Origin of the sequence: Nocardia sp. CA-145437 (genome assembly GCF_050956485.1) — a bacterium.
Classification (GTDB): domain Bacteria; phylum Actinomycetota; class Actinomycetes; order Mycobacteriales; family Mycobacteriaceae; genus Nocardia.
Window position 1 is genome coordinate 3899156 of sequence record NZ_CP191204.1, and the last position, 25243, is coordinate 3924398.

Here is a 25243-nt window from a genome sequence, read left to right on the forward strand (position 1 = left end):
GCGTCTGTATCGAGTCAGTAGTCCGCGGGCCGGGCGGCGTAGACCTCGTGCAGTTCGGTCCCGGCCAAGGAGGGGTCTTGCCTGTTGTGCGGGGACAGTCCGTGCCGGCTCAGCAACTCGCAAAACTGGGCCAAACGGCCGTCGGTGTCGTGTACCTCGGCCACGACGGCACGAATACGGGGCCAATCCGTTTCGGAAATGCCGCGCAAGACGTCCAATTCTGCCCGCTCCACATCCACTTTGAGCAGCCCGATCTGAGCGTCGGGGGCGTGTTCGGCCAGCACCGCCGACACCGTGGTCACGTCCACGTCGATCTGCTCGCCATCGTGCAGCCCGGCAGTGATGTATCCGATTGATTCATCGTCCAGGCCGCTGTTGCGCAGAAATATCCTGGTGTTTTCATCGTCTCGTTCGCGGTCGGCATACAGACTGGAATTCGCCGACGCCTGCGGGTACCAGGTGAACGGCAAAGTCCTGGGCACGGCACCGACCGCAACCCGCAACGACACCCCGTGCGGCACATGAGCGGCCATGTTGCGCTGGAGACAGTGAAAGATCATCGGTACCGGCTCGGCGGCGATGACCCCGATTCCGGGGCACTTGTCCGCGAACATCATCGTGGCGAGTCCGATGTTCGCGCCGATGTCCAAGACGATCTCCTCGGGTCGCAGGCGGGCAGCGGCGTGCTGGTAGAGGCCGTCCGCCGCCATCGTCTCGCGCCACAACATGCGCGCCTCAGCCGGACTCGTGCAGGTCACGGTTCTTTCATCGTCGAGTCGAAACTGCTGAGGAGTAGTCAACATAGGTTCACGAACCTTTCCAGGACCGAGCCGACAACGGCCATTGCGTGCGGATGACTGAACTCGAGGTGACGTGTGTCGACAACCGTGTTGTGTATCTTGCCGGTCACGTAGGGGCGCCACGCCTGCGCGAGAGAGTCCTCTTCCGTGCGGTCTTTGCCGGCAGTGAAGAAGAGGAGATCTCCGTCGAAAACTGCGGGCCGGTAACCGGCGGCGAGGTCACTCGCGGTCGCGAAACTCTCCATCACCCGATCCGTCTGTTCGGCGGTGAACAGCCCGGTTCCGACCACTTGGCTGCGGATGACCGCCCATGCTTGCTCATGTGTGTGCGCCTGTACCACATCGCCGAGGTCGAACAATTCCCGCCAGCCGCCGAGGAGGTCCGCCATCAGGTGTCCTGGTGCGGACTCGTCCTCAGCGGCGATCATCGAACCAGCGGACATATCTGGTGCGGAATCCAACAGGGTCAGGGTTCCGACGAGCTCGCCGTCGCGCTGCAACCTGACCGCGATCGCGTGCGCGATTTGCCCACCCAGCGACCATCCGAGCAAGTGATACGGACCGTGCGGCTGCACTCCGCGAATCTCGGCCACATACAGCTCGGCCAATTCATCCACCGATTTCGCGCCTGGTTTTCCCGCGACCACATGTGGATCCTGCAGGCCGTACACCGGTCGTTCCTTGTCCACATGCTCGACCAAGCCGCCGTAGAACCACGCCAATCCGCCTGCCGGGTGTACGGCGAATATCGCAGGCTTCGATCCGCTCGCACGGAGCGGAAGCAACACCTCCAGACCGGAGCCCCCCGCGGCTTCGTCGGCCCTGCGCGCCAACGCTTTCGGTGTCGCATCGTCGAACATCCAGGGCAAGGCGATCGTCACGCCACGAGCGCTCAACTCGGCCATCGCCATCGTGGCCAGCAGCGAATTGCCGCCCAGATCGAAGAACCCATCCGACGCCCCGACCCGCTCCAGGCCCAGGACCTGTGCGTAGACGTCGGCGATCATCTTCTCGGAATGAGTTCGCGGCGTGACGAACTCGGTCACCGATGCATCGAAATCGGGAGCGGGCAGAGCCTTTCGATCGAGTTTGCCATTGACCGTCAATGGCAGACCTGGCAGCACCATTACCGCCGAGGGGACCATGTACGCGGTCAGTACACGGGCGGCAGCCTCCCGGACCTCGCCCGGATCGATCTGCTGGCCGTCGGCCCCCACAACGTAGCCGATCAGCTGATCGACGCCGTGCACATGGCGATGCACCGTGGCGGCGGCGCGCACCACATGCGGATGCCGGAGCAATGCGGATTCCACCTCACCCAGTTCGATGCGGTAACCGCGCAGCTGTACCTGCGCATCCGCTCGACCGGTGTAGGTCAATTCGAGCCCACGCGCGGACTTGGTCCACCGGCCGAGATCTCCGGATCGATACAACCGCGAACCATGCGAGTCGAAGGGATCCGCGACGAATCGTCCTGCGGTCAAAGCCGGGGCGCGCAGGTAGCCTCGCGACAGTTGCCCGCCGGCCACATAGATCTCGCCGGCGACGCCGATCGGCACCGGCCGCAACCGGTCGTCGAGCACATACACCCGCAACCCTGGCAGCGGTGATCCGATCCCGGCCACCTCCATGCCCTCGATCGTGCGGAACGTGACGTGCACCGTCGTCTCGGTGATCCCGTACATATTGACCAAGCACGGTGATTTTCGATCGTGATCCGCGAACCAATTGGTCAAGCGGGATACATCCAGCGGCTCGCCACCGAATACGACGTAACGCAGAGCGAGTTGACCTGCGGTGCAACCGGATTCGCGATATGCGCGCACTGCTTCGGCGAATCCGCAAAACGCCGACGGAGTCTGGCTCAATACCGTCACACGCTCGCGCGCTACGAGATCGACGAACTCCTTCGGCGACCTGGATGTGTCGTAGTCGACCACTACCAGCCTGCCGCCGGACAGCAGCGCACCCCACATTTCCCATACCGCGAAATCGAAGGCGTATGAATGGAACAGCGTCCACACGTCGTCCGGGCCGACATCGAAGCGTTCGGCCGTGCTGGTGAACAACGTGACCGCTTCGCGGTGACTGATCGGCACTCCCTTGGGACGGCCCGTCGATCCGGAGGTGTAGATCACGTACGCGACATTGTCCCGCCGCAAGTTCGGCATCGCCGCGTCGGCGGTGTTCGCTGCGTCCGCACAATCCTCGACCAGCACCATCGGTGCCGCGTACTCAGGCAGGGCCGTAGCCGTTTCGACGGAGGTCAGCACCGCCGCTGGACGCGCGTCATCGAGCACGAACCGCAATCGGTCGTACGGATACGCCACGTCGAGTGGCAGATACCCGGCGCCTGCCCGAATCACTGCGAGCAGGCCCACGACCAGTTCGACCGAACGCGGCAATGCGACGGCCACAAGCGATTCCGGCTCCACACCCTGTTCGATCAGCCGGGCCGCGACCTGGGCGGACCGATGATCCAGTTCCGCGTAGGTCAGCTGCGAGACGCCATCGGTGACCGCGACGGCATCCGGTTGGTCCAGGGCTCGGGCAGCGAACAAGTCTGCGAGTGTGGCATCTGCGACCACGGCGCCGTCTTCCCCTGCCGCGTCCAGCAATTCGCGCCGCTGCATCGGATCGACGAGGTCGATATCGCCGACCGACACCGCCGGATTCGCGGTGACACACTCCAGAATCCGCACGTAGGCGTGTGCGAACCGAGTCATCGTCTCATTCACGAAAAGATCGGTAGCGAAGGTCAGCCGTCCCATCATGCCATCTGGACGGCCTTCCCGGCCGAATCGCTCGGTCAACTTCACATTCAGGTCGGCCTGCGCCTGCTCGAAACCGTTTTCCATCAGCTCGACACTGAGCCCCGGCAGCTCCAATGCGGCCTTGCTCAGGTTCTGGACATCGAGTGTTACCTGATACAGCGGAAGATGCGCGGTCGACCGGGGCGGATTCAGCGCTTCGACGACTTGTTCGAAAGGCACATCCGCATGTGCGAACGCCGCCAGATCCGTCTCACGGGTCGAGGCGAGCAGTTCGGCGAACGGCTGCCGCATCGACACCCGTGACCGCAGCACAAGGGTATTGACGAACATGCCGATCAGATCGTCGAGGTCACGCTCTCCACGTCCGGCTATCGGGGCGCCGATCGCGATATCGTCGACGCCGGCCAGCCTCGACAGCAGCACGGCCAGCGCGGCCTGCAGGACCATGAAGACCGTCGCGTTCGCCTCGCGTGCCAGGCCGGCGATTCGCTCGTGCAGATCCGCGGAAAGTTCGAACTCGATCGCGCACCCATCCATCGACGCGACCGGCGGCCGTGGAAAGTCGGTCGGCAGCTCGAGCAGCTCGGGCAGCCCGGCGAGGGTGTCCTTCCAGAATCGCAACTGCTGGGAGATGACCGAGTCCGGATTGTCCGCCGACCCGAGCATCTCGTGCTGCCACAGCGCATAGTCGACGTACTGGACCGGAAGTACCGGCCACGTGGGCTCTTTCCCATGGCTGCTCGCCTCGTACGCCATCGCCACATCCCGCGCAAGCGGGATGATCGACTGGCCATCCGTGCAGATATGGTGCACACAGATGACCAGAACGTGGTCCTGGTCGTCGACAGCGAGCAATTCCATCCGCAACGGGGGCGCTTGCGTCACATCGAAACCCGCCGACACCACGGCGATCACGCGATCCATCACCTGATGTTCGCCGACCTGAACCGGAACCAGCGCGGGTACGACCTCATCGACAGCGACGGCAACCTGACAGGGCCGGCCATGGACCATCGGGAACTTCGTACGCAGCGATTCGTGCCGTTCGACGACCAGTTCACACGCGTGCCGGAGCGCATCGACGTCGAGTTCTCCGCGCAGCCGGATCACCAGCGGGATGTTGTACCTGCCGACGGCGGTGTCGAACTGATTGAGGAACCACATTCGCTGCTGCGCCGGTGACAGCAGTACCTGCGCAGGCCGGGGGCGCGCCGTCAACGGCACCCGGGAGTCGCGGTCGAGAGTCGCCAGCCGAGCGGCGAGTTCGGCTACCACGGGCGCCTGGAACAGGTCGCGGACCCCCAGGCGCACTCCTGCCGCCGTACTCAACTGTGCAGCCACCCGAGTGGCCGACAGCGAATCGCCGCCCAGGTCGAAGAAGCTGTCCGTCGCCCCGGCACCGTTGACGCCCAGCACGTTCTCGAACACGGCGGCGACGCGTCGTTCGGCGTCGGTGCGGGGAGCGACCCGTTCTCGGCCGACCGCGAATTCCGGAGTGGGAAGCTCCGAGCGGTCGAGTTTGCCAGTCGCGGTGAGAGGAAGTTCGGCCAGCACGGCGAACGCCTCGGGCACCATGTGCGCGGGCAGCCGCAGCCGCGTAGCGGCACGAACATCATCCGGATCCAGCTCCTCGTCAGTGACGAGATAGCCGACGAGTCGGTCGATGCCGCGGTGATCCTTCCGCTGCAGAACTACCGCTTGGGAGATCCCGGGATGCCCGGCCAGAACAGTTTCGATTTCACCGAGTTCGATGCGCTGGCCACGGATCTTGACCTGGAAATCGCGGCGTCCGAGATATTCCAGAGTGTGCTCCGATGTCCAGCGAACCAGGTCGCCGGTGCGGTACATGCGCGAACCTGCCGCACCGATCGGATTCGCCACGAACGCGCCCGCGGTGGCCGAGGCTCGGCCCGCATAGCCACGCGCCAATTGCACCCCCGCGAGGTACAACTCTCCCACCACCCCGACGGGCACCGGCCGCAACCACGCATCGAGCACGACAGCCTCGACACCGCGGATCGGCCCGCCGATGGTCACCGCGTCACCCGGGTGCAGCGCAGCGCTGATGGCGGCGAGAATCGTCGCTTCGGTCGGGCCGTAACCGTTCAGCAGAGTTCGGCCCGGCGCCCATATTTCGACCGTTTCCGGCGTCACCGCCTCGCCCCCCGCCACCAGCACCCGCAGCGAATCCATCCCGGCCGGCGACATCGTCGCCAACACGCTGGGAGTGAGGAAGGCATGCGAGATCTGCTGTGCGCGAACCAGTTCCATCAACTCGTGCCCAGCGAACACTGCTGGGGGCACAGCCACCAGGACTGCACCGCTGGTGTGAGCCAGCAGCACCTCGAGGACCATGGCATCGAAGCCGGGAGCAGCGACCTGCAGCACTCGCGATCCGGTGTCGACACCGAACCGATCCCGCTGCGCGGCAGCAAAATTCGCGAGCCCCTCATGGGTGACCGCGACTCCCTTCGGCATTCCGGTCGAACCCGAGGTGTAGAGAACGTATGCCACATCCTGGATGTGCGGCATCCGCACGAGTTCTCCAGTTGTGACGCGGGCGGGCGATTGCGCGATGACCGACCGCTCGATGTCCGGATCGTCCAGTACCAACGGGAATACCGTGCCGGGCAACAGATCTCGCGTCTCCTCGACCGTGACCGCCAGCTGAATGCCGGCATCCGCCACCATGAGTGCGATGCGCTCGGCCGGATTCCGGGTATCAACGGGCACGAACGCCGCGCCCGTTTTGGTCACCGCCCACAGGCCGATCACGAATTCGACCGACCGCGGCATCGCCAGCGCGACGTGATCACCCGGTCCTGTGCCCCATGCGATCAACTGCCGAGCCAGCTGGTTGGACCGGGCATCCAGCTCTGCGTAGGACAACGTGTCCTGACCGGACACCACCGCTGCTGCTTCGGGATTCACCGTCACGCCCGCTACCAGCAACTCCGGCATCAGTCTGGGTGCCACGGCCCCTCCGCCCGATGCGGGCACCAGCGTGCTTCGCTCGTCCTCGGTCAGCAGATCGATCGCACCGAGCACCGTATCCGGATCGCCGGCCAGCGTCCGTAGCACGGTTTCCAGACGGCCGGCGAGACCGGCCGCCATCACCTCGTCGACGCGGGTTCGTTGGTAGCGGACTCGGACGTGCAACTCGTCGGTTTGGTGCGCTTGCACGGTGATGGGGTAATGCGCCGCGTCGCGGCCGTCCGCCGAGACCACTCGCATTCCGTCGATGTCCACATCGCCCAGGCCACTGCTGTCGACCGGATACGACTCGAAGACGACCAGGGTATCGAGCAATTGGCTGTTACCGGTGGCCGCCATGACCTGCGACAGTTCGAGGTAATGGTGGTCGAGCAGACGGGTGTTGTCCGCTTGCAGTCGACGCAGCGCGTCCTCGATGGTCAGATCTCGCCGCACCTCGGCGACGACCGGAATCGTATTGATGAACAGGCCTATCATCGACTCGACATCGGGCAGTTCGGCGGGGCGGCCGGAGACCGTGCTGCCGAACGCCACGCGTTCGACGCCGAGCAGATTGCCCAGCACCACGGCCCAGGCGAACTGCAGGATCGTCGCCATCGTCACGCCCCGCGCCCGCGCGAATGTCACCAATTCCGCTGTAGCGGATGGATCTACAACGATCGGCACATCGATCGGAATGTCCGCCGTCGCCAGCGTGCGTGGATCGGCGACCAGCGTCGGTTCACCGATATCCCGGAGCGCGTCCCGCCACACCTCGATACTTGCGTCGCGATCGCGTCGGTCCAGCCACTCCAAGTACCGCTGATACGAGGCCGCTGGTGGAAGTGACTCCGGCTGGGCGGCAACAGCATACAAACCGATGAGCTCGCGCCACAGCAGCGGCAACGACCAGCCGTCCAGGAGCAGATGGTGCGCCGTCAGCACCAGCCGGAACTCGTTCTGTCCGAGGGCGATCAGCAGGAACCGCAGCAGCGGCGGGTCGGCGGGATCGAAAACGACGGCCCGCTCGGCTTCGATCAGCGCCGCTACTGCGCTGGTGTCGCCGGAAAGATCGACCCTGTTCCAGGGCACGGTGGTGCTTGCCGGAACGGCCTGCGCCGGAACGCCATCGACGGTCCGGGTGAAGGCGGCCCGCAGGTTGGGATAGCGTTCGAGCAGCGCTCGTGCAGCACATTCGAGCCGGTTCTCGTCGACCGTGCCCGCAAGGGTCAGGACCGACTGCGCGGTGTACACGTCGAGTTCGCCCGCCGCGAGTTCGGCGTGGAACAGCAGACCCTCCTGCAGCGGCGCCAATGACCATACGTCGCTCAGTGGACCGTACCGGTCTGCCAATCCGTTCAGATCGAGCTGCGTGACGTCGACCAGCGGAACGTCGGCCCGGGACAATCCCCACCGCTCGTCGGCGCGAGCGAGGGTGGCGATCTCGGTCACGGCGTCGACCCATCCGGCGACGAGTTCGGCCACATCGTCGTGCTCGAGCAGCCGTGACGCGTAGCCGACATACGCGGACAGTTCAGGTCCGGTGTCGGTGTCCACGATATCGACGTCGATCGTGATCACCGCTGCGGCGGGCATATCCGGATCGAAGGCGGATCGGCGGTCGAACTGCTCATCGGTCGGGACCCACGCGAGATCCGACAGGGCGGTGAGATCCACACCGGCCCGGCCGAGATTGTTGAAACTGATCTGCGGCTGGGGCGCCTTCGCGAGCACGTCGGTGGTGTCGGTGTTCAGATAGCGCAGCAAGCCGTATCCGATGCCCTTGTCGGGTATCTCGCGCAGCTGGTCCTTGACGGACTTCACTGCCGAACGCAGGTCCGCGTCGTCGATTCCGCTCAGGTCGAGGGCCACGGGGTACGCGCTGGTGAACCAGCCGACGGTGCGCGACACATCCGCTCCCGGGGCGATCTGCTCCTCACGGCCGTGTCCTTCCAGCAGGACTTTCATGCCCGGGTGCGGAAGGCCGCGCCGTGCGCGCCAACGGGTCAGGGCCACGGTCAGCCCGGCCAGCAACGCGTCGTCGACGTTGCCGCGCACGGCCGTCGGTATCGAGTCCAGCAATGCCGAGGTCACCGCGGCCGGAATGGACGCTGTCAGATACCGCACCGTCGCGTGGGTATCGACGGCGGGATCGAATTCCGCCGTCCCGAGCAGCGGATCGGCGGCGGCACTCATCCGCTGCCACAGCTCGAACTCGCTGCCCCGGCCGGCTGCGGCAGCGGTCAGCGCGTGTGCCCATCGCCGCATCGACGTACCCTGTGCCGGCAACTCGACCGTGCGTCCCTGCCCGATCTGCTGCCACGCGGTGACGAAGTCGGGCAACAGGATTCGCCACGACACCCCGTCGACAGCCAGGTGGTGAATCACGATGAGGGCCCGGGCATCGGCCTCGACGCCCGATTCCGGAAGCAGGCACGCGACCTGCATCATCCGGCCCGCCGCGGGATCGAGACGATCCGACGCCTCGGTCAGCGCCGCTTCCACCACAGCCGTGAAACCGTCGCTGCCCGGCGCCTCGTGCGCCCGGAAGGTTCGCACGAATACCGCGCCGGTCGCATCGGCGGCGTGAGCGGGTAGCGCATCCATGCACTGTTCGCGCATCCGCGACCGCAACATGTCGTGCTGTTCGAGCACTGCCCGCACGGTCGCGATCACCTCGTCGACGCGCGCGTCCCGCGGCAGACGAACCAGCATCGACTGTGCGAACCGATCGGCTGTCCCGACCCGGTCGACGAACCAGGACACGATCGGCGTGAAGGGAATGTCTCCCACGCCACCGCCGGCCAGCTCCGCGAGGAACACCCGGTCCGCAGCCACGGCCACCTGCGCCAGCCCGCGAACGGTCTTGTGCTCGAAGACATCCCGCGCGGTCACGACCACACCCGCCGTCTTCAGCCGCGAGACCAGCTGGATCGACATGATGGAGTCACCGCCGAGCGTGAAGAACGAGGTCGTCACACCGACCGACGCGACGCCGAGCACATCCACGAAAGCGGCGCCGATCGTGCGCTCCAACTCGTTTGCCGCGAACACGTCCTTGTCGCCGCCGGTGTCGAAAACTGGTTCGGGCAACAGTTTTCGATCCACCTTGCCCGTCGAGGCGAGCGGCATGTGGTCGAGCACGGTGATCGTCGACGGCACCATGTGGGCGGGCAGCACCGCAGCGAGGTGGTCGAGCACGGCATCGGGTTCAACCGCCGCCGCGGGCTCGGCCACGACGTACGCGGCGAGCACGGGCTGCCCGCCGGGTCCCGAGCGGCTCACGGTGACGGCGGTGGCAACCTGCGGGTGTGCCTGCAGCACAGCATCGATCTCCCCGAGTTCGATGCGCTGGCCACGAATCTTGACCTGGAAGTCGACGCGGCCGATGTACTCCAGCACACCACTCGCGGTCCAGCGGACGATGTCGCCGGTGCGATACATCCTCGATCCCGGCGCACCGTAGGGGTTCGCCACGAACGCACCGGCGGTCGTAGCGCGGCGGTTCAGGTAGCCACGCGCCAATGCACCACCGGAAAAGTACAACTCCCCGGGCACACCGACGGGCATCGGACGCAGCCGGGCGTCCAGCACCACCGCCTCGACGCCGCGGATCGGACCACCGATATTGATCGGGTCGGACGGCTGGACCGGATCGCTGATCGTGACCACGATCGTCGTCTCGGTCGGACCGTAGATGTTGTGCAATTGCCGCCCCGGCGCCCAGGTGGCGATCAGGTCCGCGGACACCATCTCGCCGCCGACCGCCAGTTCCCGCACCGATGCGAAGTCCTCGGGCGACATCGTCGCCAGCACACTGGGTGTCAGGAACGCGTGGGTCACCTGATGTGTGCCGATCAGTGCGGCCAGATCAGGGCCGCCGAAAACCTCCGGTGGCGACACGACCAGGCAAGCGCCGGCCGCGCACGCCATGAACGCCTCGAGCAGCACCGCGTCGAAGGCAGGCGCCGCCACTTGCAGGACACGCGATGTGGCGTCCACCCGATAGCGGACCCGCTGCTCGGCCGCGAAGCCGGCCAATCCCTCGTGGCTGACCACCACACCCTTCGGTGTTCCGGTCGACCCCGACGTGTAGATCACATACGCGGCCTCCCGAATCCGTACGGCCCGGCCACGAGCCGCATCCGTGATGGCCCGGCCGGTCTGCGCGGCGATCTCGGCGGCTGCTTCCGGTTCGTCGAGCACCAGCCATCGGACATCGTCGGGAAGCGACGCGCGCGCGGACGCGACCGTGATCCCCGCGGTGACACCGGAATCGTTCACCATGTGCGCGATCCGCTCCGCGGGATAGCGCAGATCCACCGGTACGAACGTGGCGCCGGTCTTCGCGATCGCCCACATGGCGACGTGGTAGTCGACCGAACGCGGCACGGCCAGTGCGGTGAGCGTGCCCGGCCCGGCTCCTCGGGCGAGCAGGTGTGCGCTGAGCTGATTGGACCGGCGGTCGAGTTCGGCGTAGGTGAGGGTTTCGGTTTCGCCGATCACGGCGGTCGCGGTCGGATCCGCTGCTACCGCCGCGGCGAGTAGATCGGGCAGCAGACACGGCGCCGGGCTCTCGCCACCTCGCGCCGGGACCAGTCGCTCGGCCTCCGATGTGTCGAGCAGATCGATGCCGCCCACCGTCCGGGCCGGGTCGGACACGACCGACTCCAGGACCCGGAGGAATCGCGCCGCGAGCGATTCGGCCGTGGACGCCACGAAAAGGTCTGTGGCGTAGATGATCTCGCCGTCGATTCCGGCCGGCCGACCGCCGTCGCCACGTTCGGTCATCAGCACGGTGATATCGGTTTTCGCCTGCGCGATACCGGGGTCGAGCAGTTCGACATCCACGCCGGGGAGCTCGAACCGGGCCGCACGCATGTTCTGCAGACCGAACATCACTTGATAGAGCGGTGTGTACGCGGTGGATCGGGCACGATCGAGGATGTCGACGAGCCGCTCGTAGGGCACATCGGCGTGGGCGAGCGCTTCCAGGTCGACGTCGCGTACTTCGGCCAGGAGTTCGCGGAACGACAGATCGTCCCGGACTCGCGTGCGCAGCACGACGGTGTTGACGAACATGCCGACCATATCGTCCAGTTCCCGGCTGCCTCGGCCGGCAACCGGAGAACCGATCGAGATGTCCGCGCTGTGCGCGGTGCGCGCCAACAGGATCGCCAGTGCGGCATGCAGCACGACGAACACCGTGACACCCTCGCGTTGGGACAGCCGCGCTATCTCGTCGTGCAGCCGCTCCGAGAGCGCGAAGCGAACACTGCCGCCGGCCATCGACATGGTGGCGGGCCGGGGTCGGTCCGTCGGCAGGTCCAGCAGCTCCGGAGCATCGTCGAGGACCTCGCTCCAATGTGCGATCTGCCGCGCGATCGGCGACTCCGGATCGCCCTCGGCACCGAGCGTTTCGGCCTGCCACAGCGCGTAGTCCGCGTACTGGACCTCGAGCGGTTCCCACTGCGGTGCTTCGCCGTTCACACGCGCGGCGTAGGCGGCGAAGATATCGCGGCCCAGCGGCGCCATCGAGGAACCGTCGGCCGCGATGTGATGGACCACGAGCACGATCACATGCTCGTCGTTCCCTGTGCGGTATACCCGTGCTCGCACCGGCACCGAATCCACGACATCGAAACCTGTTTCGACGACCTGCCGGATCCGGTCGGCCAGCTCCGCCTCGTCGGCGACAGACTCCGGATCCAGCGTCAGCTCCGCGGCCGCGGCCGCGACCTGACGCACTACCTGGCACGGTTCGCCGTCGACGGCGGGATACACCGTGCGCAGTGGCTCGTGCCGCTCCACGACGTCGAGTAGCGCCGCCTGTAGCGCCTCGAGATCCAGCCGGCCTGTCAGCCGGGCCGCAAAGCAGATGTTGTATGCCGCCGAGGCGGTGTCGAATTGATTGAGGAACCACATCCGCCGTTGTGCCGCCGCCAACGGGACCGCTGCCGGGCGCGGCCTGGCGGTGAGCGGAACCACCGCGTGTCCGGCTCTCGTGCGCAGGCGCTCGGCCAATCCGGCAATCGTCGGTTCGGTGAAGATGTCGCGAATGCCGACCTCGATGCCGAGCTCCGCGGTGGCCCGGGCTGCGATGCGGGCGGCCGAGAGTGAGTTGACCCCGATCTCGAAGAGGTTGGCCGTCACGGTCACCCGCTCGCGATCGGTGATCTCCGCGACGATTGCCGCAAGGGCCGCTTCGCGTTCGGTGCGGGGTGGCACGAATTCCTCGGCGTCGTCGAACATCGGCTGCGGCAAGGCAGCTCGGTCGAGCTTGCCGTTCGGTGTCGACGGGATCGCGTCGAGGACTTGAACGGCGGCCGGAATCAGGTAGGCCGGCAATGCGTGGGTGAGCCGGTCGCGAATCGAGCGCCCATCGGTGCGCGCACCGGGAGCGAGTGTCACGTATGCGACGATTCGATCCGTCGTGGCTACGGCCACAGCGCGTGCAACGTCCGGGAGCGCGGACAGCGCCGCTTCGACGTCACCCGGCTCGACCCGCTGGCCGCGGACCTTGACCTGGAGATCGCTGCGGCCCAGGTATTCCAGCTCGCCGGTTTTCACCCATCGGACGAGGTCGCCGGTGCGGTACAGTCGCTCACCGGGCCTGCCGAAGGGGTGCGCGACAAAGGCGCCCCAGGTGAGGTCGGGACGGGCGTGGTAACCGCGCGCCAGCTGGACACCCGAGACGTAGAGGTCGCCGACGACACCGATCGGCACCGGTCGCAGCCATGGGTCCAGGACGTAGACCCGCATGCCGGCCACCGGCGTACCGAGGGGGGCCATCGAACGGTTCGCTATCCCCGGCAGGCAACGCGCAGCCGTCACGACTTCCGCCTCGGCCGGGCCGTACCAGTTCACCACCTCGGCATGCGCGAATACCCGCGAAGCGGCGTCGACGGTGCGCTGCGCCAGCGCCTCACCGGCGACGAAGACCCGTCGGATCGACGGCAGTGGGGTACCCGCGGTTGTTTCGACGAGAACCTCGAGCATCGATGGCACGAAGTGCACGGTGCTGACCTGATGGTTCGCAATGATGGTTGCGATGTATCCGGGATCGCGATGTCCATCGGGTTCGGCGACCACGATCTGCGCACCGGTCTGCAACGGCCAGAACAGCTCCCATACGGCGATGTCGAAGGTGATCGGGGTCTTGTGCAGCACGGTGTCGGACGCGTCGTGCGGCCATTGCCGCTGTGCCCACGCCAATTGGCTCACGGTCGCGGCGTGGGTCAGCGCGACGCCCTTGGGGACTCCCGTGGAGCCGGAGGTGAACAGGATGTAGGCGACATTGTCCGGCCGCAGCGGCGTATGACGCTCGGCGTCGGTGATCGGGACATCCGGAAGACCGGCCACGTCGACTCGATCGATGCACGAGATCTCGAACCCACTCGGCAGTGCGTCGCCATCCGCTGAGGTGGTGAGTACCAGCAGCGGCTGCGCCGCGTTCAGCACATCAGCGATGCGGGCGGTCGGATGATCCGGATCGATCGGCAGGAACGCGGCGCCCGCCTTGACTACCGCGTACAGCGCGGTGATGAGGTCGATCGATCGCCGGATGCCCACCGCGACAACAATTTCCGGCCCAGCGCCACGGGCGATGAGCCATCGGGCCAGGCGATTGACGCCGGTGTCGAACTCCCGGTAGGTCATCCTGATGCCGCCCGGAAGACAGATCGCCGGAGCATCCGGGGTTCGGGCGACCTGTTCGTCGACAGCGTCGACCAGCGTCCGGCCGGTCGCTGCGAGGCCCGCGGTGTCGTTCCATCGCCGCAGCACCAGGTGGCGCTCCGCGGCATCGAGCAACTCGATACCGCCGACCGCCGCGTCGGCATCGGTCGCGGCGGCGTCGAGCACACGCACGAATTGTTCCGCGAAGCGCAGCGCTGAGTCATCGTCGAAAAGGTCAGTGGCATACGTCAGCCGCAACGTCATGCCGGTCGGCTCACGGTGAGCGCCGTGTCCCTCCGTGATCATCAGCAGCAGGTCGTAGATCGCGGCGCTGTCCTCCGGATCGAGGCTCTCCACGGTGAGACCCGGAAATTCGACCCGCGCCTGTGCCATGTTCTGATAGGCGAGCATGACCTGGAACAACGGCGTATGCGACGTCGATCGCGCTGGGTTCAGTGCCTCCACCAACTGCTCGAACGGGACGGTGGCATGGTCGAAAGCCTCGGTGGCCGTGCGCCGCACCTGGTTCAGCAGACTGGTGAACGATTGATCCCGCCTGCACCGGCTGCGCATCACCAGGGTGTTGACGAACATCCCGACCAGGTTGTCCAGCGATCGATGGCCGCGGCCGGCATGTGGCACACCGATGGTGATGTCGTCACTGCCGGAAAGTCTCGACAGCAACACGGCCAACGCGGTGTGCACGACCATGAATGTCGTCGCCCCGGCGCGCCGCGCCAGCGCCTCCAACCGGGCATGCAGCTCGCTCGGGATCGTGGCATGGACGACCGCGCCGCGTTGTGTCTGCACGAGCGGCCGTGGCCGGTCGGTCGGCACTTCGATCACATCGGGGATACCCGCGAGTTGTGCTCTCCAGTAGGCGAGGTCGTGGGCCAGGTACGAGTTCGGGTCCTCCGCCGAGCCGAGCACCTCGCGCTGCCAGAGGGCGTAATCAGCGAACTGTACGGACAGCGGCGCCCAGTCCGGCGGATTGCCGCCGGACCGTGCACGGTAGGCGGTGACGATGTCGGCGGCCAGCGGTGCAACCGACGAACCGTCGCAACTGATGTGGTGGACTGCCAGCGCGATCACCCAGGTCTCGTCGGACAGTCGATACAGGGCAACGCGCAGCGGCACGCCCTTCGACACATCGAATCCGGTGCCGAAGAACTCGGTCAATCGGGCCCGCAACTCGTGCTCACCGACCGGTTGCGGCCCGAGATCCCAGTTTCCGACGACGTCGGCCGCGTCGAGCGCGACCTGCGTCGGCGTGCCATCGACCGCTGGATACATGGTGCGCAGACTCTCGTGCCGCTCGATGACGTCACCGACCGCCGCTGCGAGCGCATCGAGATCGACGCTACCGTCGAGCCGCATCGCCAGCGGCACAACATATCCGGGCGAACTCGGATCGAACTGGTTGAGGAACCACATCCGCGCCTGCGCCAGTGACAGCGGGATACGATCCGGGCGCGGGGTGCGAGTTGGCGCGGGCAGGTTCGGCACCGCGCGCAGCTGCCCGATTCGTTCGGACAGCTCTGCGACAGTGGGTGCTTCGAAGATCACCCGCACCGGCACGGTGACGCCTGCGATTTCGCCTATCCGGCTCAGCGCACGCGTTGCGAGAAGCGAGTTTCCGCCGAGGTCGAAGAAGTTGTCGTCCGCGCCGACCTCTGGAAGGTCGAGCAGTTCGCCGACTACCCCGGCGACGGTCTGCTCGATGAGGCCTTGCGGCGCACGGTATCCCGCTTCGTAGCCTCTCACATCCGGTGCCGGCAATGCCCGGTAGTCGACCTTGCCATTGACGGTGAGCGGGACAGCATCGATTCGGACCATCGAGGACGGCACCATGTACGCCGGCAGCCGCTGCAGCAGGAACGCCCGGACCTGCCGGAGGTCCAGTGCCTCCGCGGCAACCAGGTACGCGACCAGTCGCTGTTCGCCGCGCTCGGTGCGCATCTGCACGACGGCCGCGGCAACCTGCCCGTGCGCGACCAACGCGGCTTCGATGTCACCGAGTTCGATGCGGAGACCGCGCACCTTCACCTGGGTGTCGGCACGGCCGACATAACGCAGGTTGCCATCCGAGCCCCAGCGAACCAGATCACCCGTGCGGTACAGCCGGGCACCGCTTGTGCTGCCGAAGGGGTCGGCGATGAAGCTCCCTGCCGTCAGGCCAGGGCGTTCGTGATAGCCGCGAGCCGGCTGGATTCCACCCAGGTACAGCTCTCCGATCACCCCGACAGGAACCTGACGCAGTCGCGAATCGAGCACGCGCACAACCACATTCGCCTCGGGCATGCCGATAGGCACGGTGACGTCGTCGAGCGCGTCGATGCGGTGAGCGGTGACGCTCACCGCCGCCTCCGTCGGCCCGTACAGGTTGTCGATGCGCGCTGGGCTGAGTTGCCGGAAGCGACGGACGGTCTCGGCCGGCAGTGCCTCACCGATGCACAGCACCCGCCGCAGATCAGGGAACTTCCGCGCGCCGGCCGCATCGAGGAATGCCGACAGCGAGGACGGCACGAAGTCCACGGTCGTAATCCGGTGTTCGGCGAGCAGCCCGGCTGCGGTTCCAGGGTCGAGGTGCGCGTCGCGACCAGCGACAACCACCGACGCGCCGCAGGTGAGTGCGGAAAACAGCTCCCAGACCGAGAGATCGAATGTGGTCGGCGTCCGCAACAGCATGATGTCCTCGGCCCCGAGCCCGTAGTGATCCCGCAGCCAGCGAAGTTGGTTGACCACCGCGGCATGCGGTACGGCCACCCCCTTGGGCACGCCGGTCGAGCCGGAGGTGTAGATGACATACGCCAGATCATCCGGGCGCAGCGCCCGGGGCCGATCGGCGTCTGTCAGCGTCGACGTGTCCGCACGCTCGCCATCGAGCTGCTCGAATGTCCACACCGGTACGTTTTCGGGCACATTCGCCCGGTCGACCGGCCGGGTGATGACGGCACTCGGCCTCGCGTCGGCGACGACCGCACGCACCCGGTCGACTGGATGATCCGGATCCAGCGGCAGGTAGGCCCCGCCGGCCGCATGAATTGCGTACAGCGTGGTCAGCAGATCGACACAGCGGCGCATCGCGACAGCGACGACGGTTCCCGGGCCGACTCCGCGTCCGATCAGCACGCGGGCCAGCGAATTCACCCGCGCCGCGAATTCCCCGTAATCGAGCCGGCCGCCCCCCTCGGCGTCGACAACCGCGATCCTGTTCGGGTTCGCGGCAGCCTGCGCGGCGAACAGGGACGCGATCGTTTCGGACGGGGGACTCGTAGCCTCACCGCTCGACCACGCCGCCAGCTCGCGCGCCTCGTTCGCGGTCAGCAGCTCGATATCGCCCACGACACAGGTGGGCTCGGCCACGATCGCCTGCAGCAACAGCAGGTAGCGGTCGAACATCGCAGCGACCGTCGCCTCATCGAAAAGATCTGTCGCATAACTGAATTCGACCGCCATGTCGCCCGGGTCGCCATCCGACGCCGGTGAGTCGACGAGGTTCAGATGCAGGTCGTACTTGGCCACGCTCGGATCGACCATCCGGGCCGAAACCGTCAGGTCCGCGAAATCCACGGTCGGGATCTCGATGTTCTGGAACGAGAATCCAACCTGAGTCAAGGGCGAATGTGCGGTCGAGCGAGGCGGATTCAGCACCTCGACAAGCCGTTCGAACGGAATGTCGGCGGTCTCGAATGCGCCCAGATCGGCGGACCGGACCTGATCGAGCATGTTCAGAAACGACGAGCCAGGGTCGATGCGGGTCCGCAATACCAGTGTATTGACGAACATTCCGATCAGATTGTCCAGTCCGGGCTCGCCGCGGCCGGCGATCGGTGTGCCCACCGCGATGTCGCCGGTTCCCGAAAGCCTCGCCAGCAGCGTGGCGTACGCCGCATGCATCACCATGAAGACCGTCGCGTCGAGTCGCCGGGCCAACGCGATCACATCACGATGGAGGTCTGCGGGAACCACCGTCGATATGGCCGCACCCCGGAACGACTGTTTGGCCGGTCGTGGACGATCGGCCGGCAGGTCGAGCACCTCGGGCAGGTCGGCGAGGGTGGCGCGCCAATACTCGAGCTGGGCGGCGGTCACGCTGTTCGGGTCATTTTCGATACCGAGTAGGTGTTGTTGCCACACAGCGTAATCCGCGTATTGCACGGGCAACGGCGTCCACTGCGGGGACTGGTGTCCGACGCGGGCCTGGTAGGCGGTCGCGAGGTCTGCGGCCAGCGGCGCCAGCGACGACCCGTCGAAGCTGATGTGGTGGACGACGAGAATCAGAGTGTGCTCGTCGGGTGCACTGCGCAGCAGTGTGATCCGAAACGGAACCTCGGAGGTGACATCGAACCCGGCGGTCACCTCCGCGCCGATGCGCGCCTCGACCTCGCTTTCCGGAACCGGCACCGGCGCCAACGAAGGCCGTGCCGTCGCCACCGGCACAATCACCTGATGCGGTCCACTGTCGCTGTCCGGGTAGATGGTTCGCAGAGATTCGTGCCGGTCGATCACATCGGCGATCGCCGCGTGCATGGCGGCCACGTCGAGGTTGCCCGACATGTGGACGACCATCGGAACGTTGTACATCGGCGAGGCGGTATCGAACTGATTGAGGAACCACATGCGCGTCTGCGCGGGCGAGAGCGGGATCCGGTCCGGGCGATCTTGCGGGCCCAGCGGTTCCCGTCCGGCCGCGTCGCTGGTCCGTATGCTCTCCGCCAGCGCGGCGACGGTCGGCGCTTCGAAGAGCGTGCGCAACGAGACATCGGTGTCGAACGCTGCGCTCAGCTGCGCTGCTGCTCTGGTCGCGGACAGCGAGTTGCCGCCCAGATCGAAGAAGCTGTCGAACACACCGACCCGCTCGATTCCCAGCACGGCGGCACACACATCGGCGACCAGCTGCTCGGCCGCGTCGCGCGGTGCGACGTATTCGGTTGTGCCGGTGGCGAAAACCGGCTCGGGCAACGCCAGGCGGTCGATCTTGCCCACTGTCGACAACGGCAGCGTGTCGAGCACCATCACCGTGTCCGGGACCATGTGGGACGGCAGGCGCCGCGCGGCGTAACCGAGCAGATCCGCGGTGTCGACGGCGCCGTTGGCCGACACGACGTAGGCCACCAGTCGCGACCCGCCGGCGGTCGCCGCACCCACCGTCACCGCTGCTGCCACGGCGGGGTGCGCGGCGAGAACGGCCTCGATCTCGCCGAGTTCGATGCGCTGTCCCCGGATCTTGACCTGGAAGTCGGCGCGACCGAGATATTCGAGGGTTTCCTCGGATGTCCACCGGACCAGATCACCGGTGCGGTACATGCGGGTGCCCGGGGGACCGTACGGATCGGCCACGAAGGCGGTGGCTGTCGCGGCCGGTCGCTTCAGGTATCCGCGGGCCAGCTGCACTCCGGAGACATACAGCTGTCCCGATACTCCGACAGGCACCGGCTGCAGGCCCGCGTCCAGCACCACGGCCTCGACGCCACGAATCGGGCCGCCGATGGTGACGCGGTCCCCGGCGCACAGCGGGTCGCTGATCGCCACCATGATCGTGGTCTCGGTGGGTCCGTAACCGTTGAACAGCTGTCGGCCCGGTGCCCATACCGCGACCGTCTCCGCCGACACCGCCTCCCCACCGGCGACCAGCACCCGCAGCGAATCCAGACCGGCCGGCGACATCGTCGCCAGGACACTCGGGGTCAGGAAGGCATGCGATACCCGCTGCTTCCCGATCAATTCCGCCAACTCACGGCCCGCGAACACCTCGGGAGGCGATACCACCAACGCCGCGCCGCTCGCATGAGCCATCAGCAACTCCAGCACAACCGCGTCGAAACCCGGTGCTGCCAACTGCAACACCCGCGACGAACTGTCGACCCGGTAGCGATGCCGCTGCTCGGCAGCGAAATTCGCCAGCCCCGAGTGCGTGACCGCGACACCCTTCGGCACCCCCGTCGACCCCGAGGTGTAGAGCACATAGGCCACGTCCGAGACACGGCAGGACCGCAGCCGGTCTGCATCCGTCACCACGGCCGAGGACCGAGCCGCGACGTGCGCCTGTGCGTCAGGTGCATCGAGCACCAGCCGCTGAACCCAGTCCGGCAGCAGGTCCTGTGACACCTCGACGGTGAGACCCACCCGCACGTCGGCATCGGCCACCATGAGGGCGACGCGGTCGACCGGATTGCGCGGATCCACCGGCACGAACGCCGCGCCCGCCTTGGTCACCGCCCACATCCCGACCACGAACTCCACCGACCGGGCCATCGCCAGCGCGACCTGGTCGCCCGGGCCGACACCCCATGCGATCAATTGCCGGGCAACACGATTCGACTGCTCATCGAGCTCTCCGTACGACATCGTGTGCTCACCCGAAACCACAGCCACCGCATCGGGATCCGCGACCGACAACAACTCCGCCAAGACCCGCGGCGCCACGGCACGGCCCCCCGACGCGGGCACCAACCCGGCCTGCTCGCTCCCCGACAGCACATTCACGCGACCCACCGGCAGGTCGGGACTCGACACCACCGCATCGAGGACCCGATTCAGCCGCACAGCCCATTCCTCGACCGTCTCCCGATCGAACAGATCTGTGGCGTAGTTGATCCGGAGGGAGACATCGCCTCCCGCAGAAGCGTTTTCGGCAACGGTGACGATAACGTCCACCTTCGCCGGTTGCGGCCCCGGATCCAGGATCTCGACCGTGAGTTCGGGCAGCTCCAGCCTTGGACGGTCCAGGTTCTCGAAAACGAGGTACACCTGGCACAGCGGTGCGTGCGCGACCGATCGCCTGGGATCTATTTCATCGACAATCCGTTCGTACGGAAGGTCGCTGTTGGCAAACGCATCGACATCGATGTCCTTGACCCGCCACAGAAACTCGAGGAGCGATTCATCGGAACGCACTTCGGTACGTAGCGGCACCGTATTGACGAACATGCCGACGAGCGGTTCCAGCGCACGCTCCCCTCGGCCCGCGACCGGTGTCCCGATGGTGATATCCCCCGAGCCCGACAGCCGGGCCAGCAGCACCGCCAGCGCGGCATGGATGACCATGAAGGTGGTGACGCCGGACGTGCGGGCCAGATACTGGATCGCAGCAAAGGTTTCGGCTGGGATCACGCTCTCGGCGATATCGCCGCGCATGGATTGGCGAGCAGGACGCGGACGGTCCGCGGGCAGCTCCAGCAACGGCGGCATTCCCGCCAGTTGCGTCACCCAGTAACGCAACTGGCGTGCCGCCAACGACTCGGGGTCGTCCTCGTCGCCGAGCATCTCGCGGCGCCAGATGCTGTAATCGGCGTATTGCACGGTCAGGGGCTGCCAGTCCGGAGTTCTTCCCTGCGACCTTGCTTCATAGGCCGTCGCGATATCGACCGCGAGCGGTGGAAGCGACGAACCGTCACAGCAAATATGGTGCAGACCCACGACCAGGACGTGCCGATGCCGTTCGCTGGACTCGAGCAGCGCGACTCGGATCGGTGGACTTGTTCGGACGTCGAAACCGGTCGAAGTCAGCTCACCGATGCGATGCGCGATATCGGCGCAATCGATCTTCTCCGGTATCAGGCCGACACCGTGCCCGGGTGCCAGAACGACTTGCCTTCCTTCCCCTTTCGTGTCCGGATAGATGGTCCGCAGGGATTCGTGCCGATCGATCACATCCATCAGAGCCAGGCGCAACGCAGTGACATCGAGTCGTCCGGTCAGCTGCACCACCAGCGGAATGTTGTATGCCGTGGAGGCCGGGTCGGCCTGATTGATCAGCCACATCCGGTTCTGCGCCGGCGACAACGGAATCGGCTCGACGCGCGGTTCCGCGCGCAACACGAGTGCTCTGTGGTGGTGTTCGATGTCGATATGCGCGGCGAGTTCGGCGACAGTCGGCTTGCTGAACAGATCGCGGACCGACACAGCGGATCCGGTCAGCTCGGCGATTCTCGCGGCGGCATTGGTCGCGGTGAGCGAATTGCCGCCCAGTTCGAAGAAGTGGTCCAGCACGCCTATTCGCTCGAGGTCCAGCACCTCGGCGAAGATGGCCGCGATCGCCTCCTCGACCGCCGAACTCGGCGCCACATAGGCTGCGGACGAATCGAAGATCGGCTCCGGCAGCGCCCGATAGTCCACCTTGCCGTTCACCGTCAGCGGCAGCTCGGGCACCACCACGACGACGGCCGGCACCATGTACTCCGGCAGTAGCGTCGCGACATACGTGCGGAGAATGTCGCCTGTACAGGCATCTTCACCGGTCGGCACGACATAGGCCACGACCTTGGCCGCCGCCGTGCCAGGGCGATGGACGATGACAACCGCGGCCGAGACCGCGCTATGGGTCGACAAAGCGGTGCGAATTTCATCCAACTCTATGCGAAACCCACGCAGTTGCACCTGCTGATCGGCACGGCCACGGTATTCCAGCTCACCCTTGTGATTCCAGCGTGCCACATCGCCGCTGCGATAGAGCCGCTCGCATGGTCGGCCGAACGGGCTGGCAACAAATCGGGCGGAAGTCAGCGATGACCGGTTGAGATAACCGCGGGCGAGTTGCGTTCCGGCTACGTAGACCTCGCCCCAGGCGCCCAACGGCGTCGGCCGCAATTGTTCATCGAGAACATAGGTGCGCAGACCAGGCAGTGCTGGACCGATCGTGCTCGGGGCGTCCGCCGTCGCGTTGCTCGGTGTCAGACCGAAATAGGTTACGAACACCGTGGTTTCGGTAATGCCATAGCTGTTCGCCAGCACCGGGAGCTCCGGGTTGTGCTCATACCAGTCCGCCAGCACAGCCGGGTCGAGTCGTTCGCCGGAAAGTATGACCAGTCGCAGCGAAAGCTCACCGTCAGGCTCACCCGCATCTATGTACCGCCGGTACGCGGCACCGAACTGCTGGAACGCGAACGGTGTCTGGTTGAAGACGGTCACCTTCTCGCGTGCCGCCAAGCGCACGACATCGTCTGGTGACCGGGTGGTGGGGGTGTCCACGACTACCAGGCGGCCACCACTGGCCAACGCGCCGAAGATCTCCCACACCGAGTAGTCGAACGCGAAGGAGTGGAACAACATCCACACGTCGCCGGGCTGCACGCCGATCTCGGCGCACGCGTTCACCAGGTACGTCGCCACGGCGCGATGGGGGATGGCCACGCCCTTGGGCCGACCGGTCGACCCCGAGGTGTAGATGACGTAGGCGATGTTGTCGGGGCGCAGCGGGCTGGTCCGGTCGGCGTCGGTGACAGGTGTCGCAGCCTCGTCGCCGGCGACCTCGTCGAACAGCACCACGCGGCCCGGGTCTCCGGGCACAAGCTCGCGCATGTCGCCGGTCGTGACTACGGCGATCGGATCGGCGTCGTTCAGCACGTATTCCAGCCGATCGGCCGGATGCGCGATATCCAGCGGCAGGTATCCGGCGCCTGACTTCAGCACGGCCAGCGTGACGATGATGAGATCGGCATCCCGTGGCATCGCGATCGCCACCAGCGAGTCCGGGCCCGCTCCGAGCGCGATGAGGGCGCGTGCGAACCGATTGGAACGCTCGTCCAGCTCCCGATAGGTGAGAGGGGCCCCCTCCGATGTGACGGCAACTGCCGATGGAGTCGCATCGGCCTGTCCCGTCAGCAAATCCACGAGCGTTGCCGTACTCGTTGCCCCGTCGCGGCCGGCCAGCTCCCCGGCGATCTGTGCCTCTTCAGCAGGGTCAACGAGCGGAACCGCGATCAGGGCTGTTTCGACGGGCGCTTCGATCAGTCGTTGCAGGAAGGCGATGAATCGGTGGGCGTGCGCATCGAGTTCATCCTGGCCATAGAGATTCGCGTTGCCGTGCAGTTCGATCAACAGTGGCGCGTCGACCCCGGAACGGTAGAGATTCAGCTGGAGATCGTCCAATGTGCCCGAGGTCAGCGCGCGATAGCGGCCGACAGCAGACCCGAGACGAATTTCGGAGTCGAAGAAGAGGATATTGACGATCGGACCGAACGAGTTCGCAGACGCATCCAGTGCATTCGAATCGCGGCGCAGGTCCTCGAACCGGTAGAGCTGATGCCGCATCGCGGAGACGAGTTCGGACACCGACGCATGGACCAGTTCCTCCACGGTGGTCGTTCTATCCATCGTGAATCGGATCGGCACCATGTTCGCCAACATCGCGGCAGCATTGCGCAAGCCCTTCGTCACGCGCCCACTCACCGGCATCGACAACACCACATCGTTGCCACCGGTCATCCGTGCGAGGAATGCGGCGAAGGCCGCCACGACGACCTGCGCAGGCGATGCTTGCAGGTTGCCGGAGAAACGGTCGAGCAGGTCGGACAACTGCGGCGGAAGCTCGATGCCGGAAACACGATCGACCTTGCTCGGGCGGGCGGTGCGACCGGACAGACTCGTCGGCGTCGGAAGGTCGGCAATCCTGCCGAGCCAGTATTGCCTGTCGTTCTCGAACCGAGAGCTCGTCCGATACGCTTGCTCCGCCTCGATGATGTCGCGCAACGCGTCCGCTTCCCGAGGCGCCGGCGGCCGGCCCTCGAGCAATGCGTTGTAGTGCTCGGCCAGCCGGGTCAACACGTTGAATGCACCGTAGCCATCGATGACGAGATGATGGGCACGCGCGTACCACAGATACCGATCTTCGGCGATTCGGATCAACCGTGTCTCGGCGAGCCGGTCACGGCTCATATCCTCGGCTCTGGCTTCGAAATCATGCCGCATCCATTGCATTGCCGCCGCGAACGGATCACTCTCCCCGCTGACGTCCAGCACAGACTCGTCGTAAGTCATATTGCGATCGACGAATTGATAGGGAACGCCGTCGAACTCGACCACCCGGACGACCAGAGATTCGGATTCGTGGCCGGCAACGTTCACCGCCTCGATGAAGGCTTCGACGTCGATCGGGCCCTCGATCTCGACGTACTGTGCGATGTTCATCGCCTGCCCACCGGGCAGGTTGTCCGCCAGCCACATCCCGTATTGCGCCCTCGATAGCGGAATCAAATCCGCCTGGCGGTCAGCAGGTTCGGTTGACCTCAGATTCAT

The 25243-nt window shown here is 66.0% G+C and carries 2 protein-coding genes; both read right to left on the reverse strand.

Annotation, left to right across the window (positions count from 1 at the left end):
* Positions 1–14: 14 nt before the first annotated feature.
* A complete protein-coding gene (locus ACQPYY_RS18255; RefSeq protein ID WP_433590287.1) occupies positions 15–803 on the reverse strand; it encodes an FkbM family methyltransferase in 789 nt (262 codons plus the stop codon).
* Complete coding sequence (locus tag ACQPYY_RS18260) at positions 797–25243, reverse strand: non-ribosomal peptide synthase/polyketide synthase (RefSeq protein ID WP_433590288.1); 24447 nt, start codon at positions 25241–25243, stop codon at positions 797–799. Before ACQPYY_RS18260 ends, ACQPYY_RS18255 begins: the two co-directional genes overlap by 7 nt.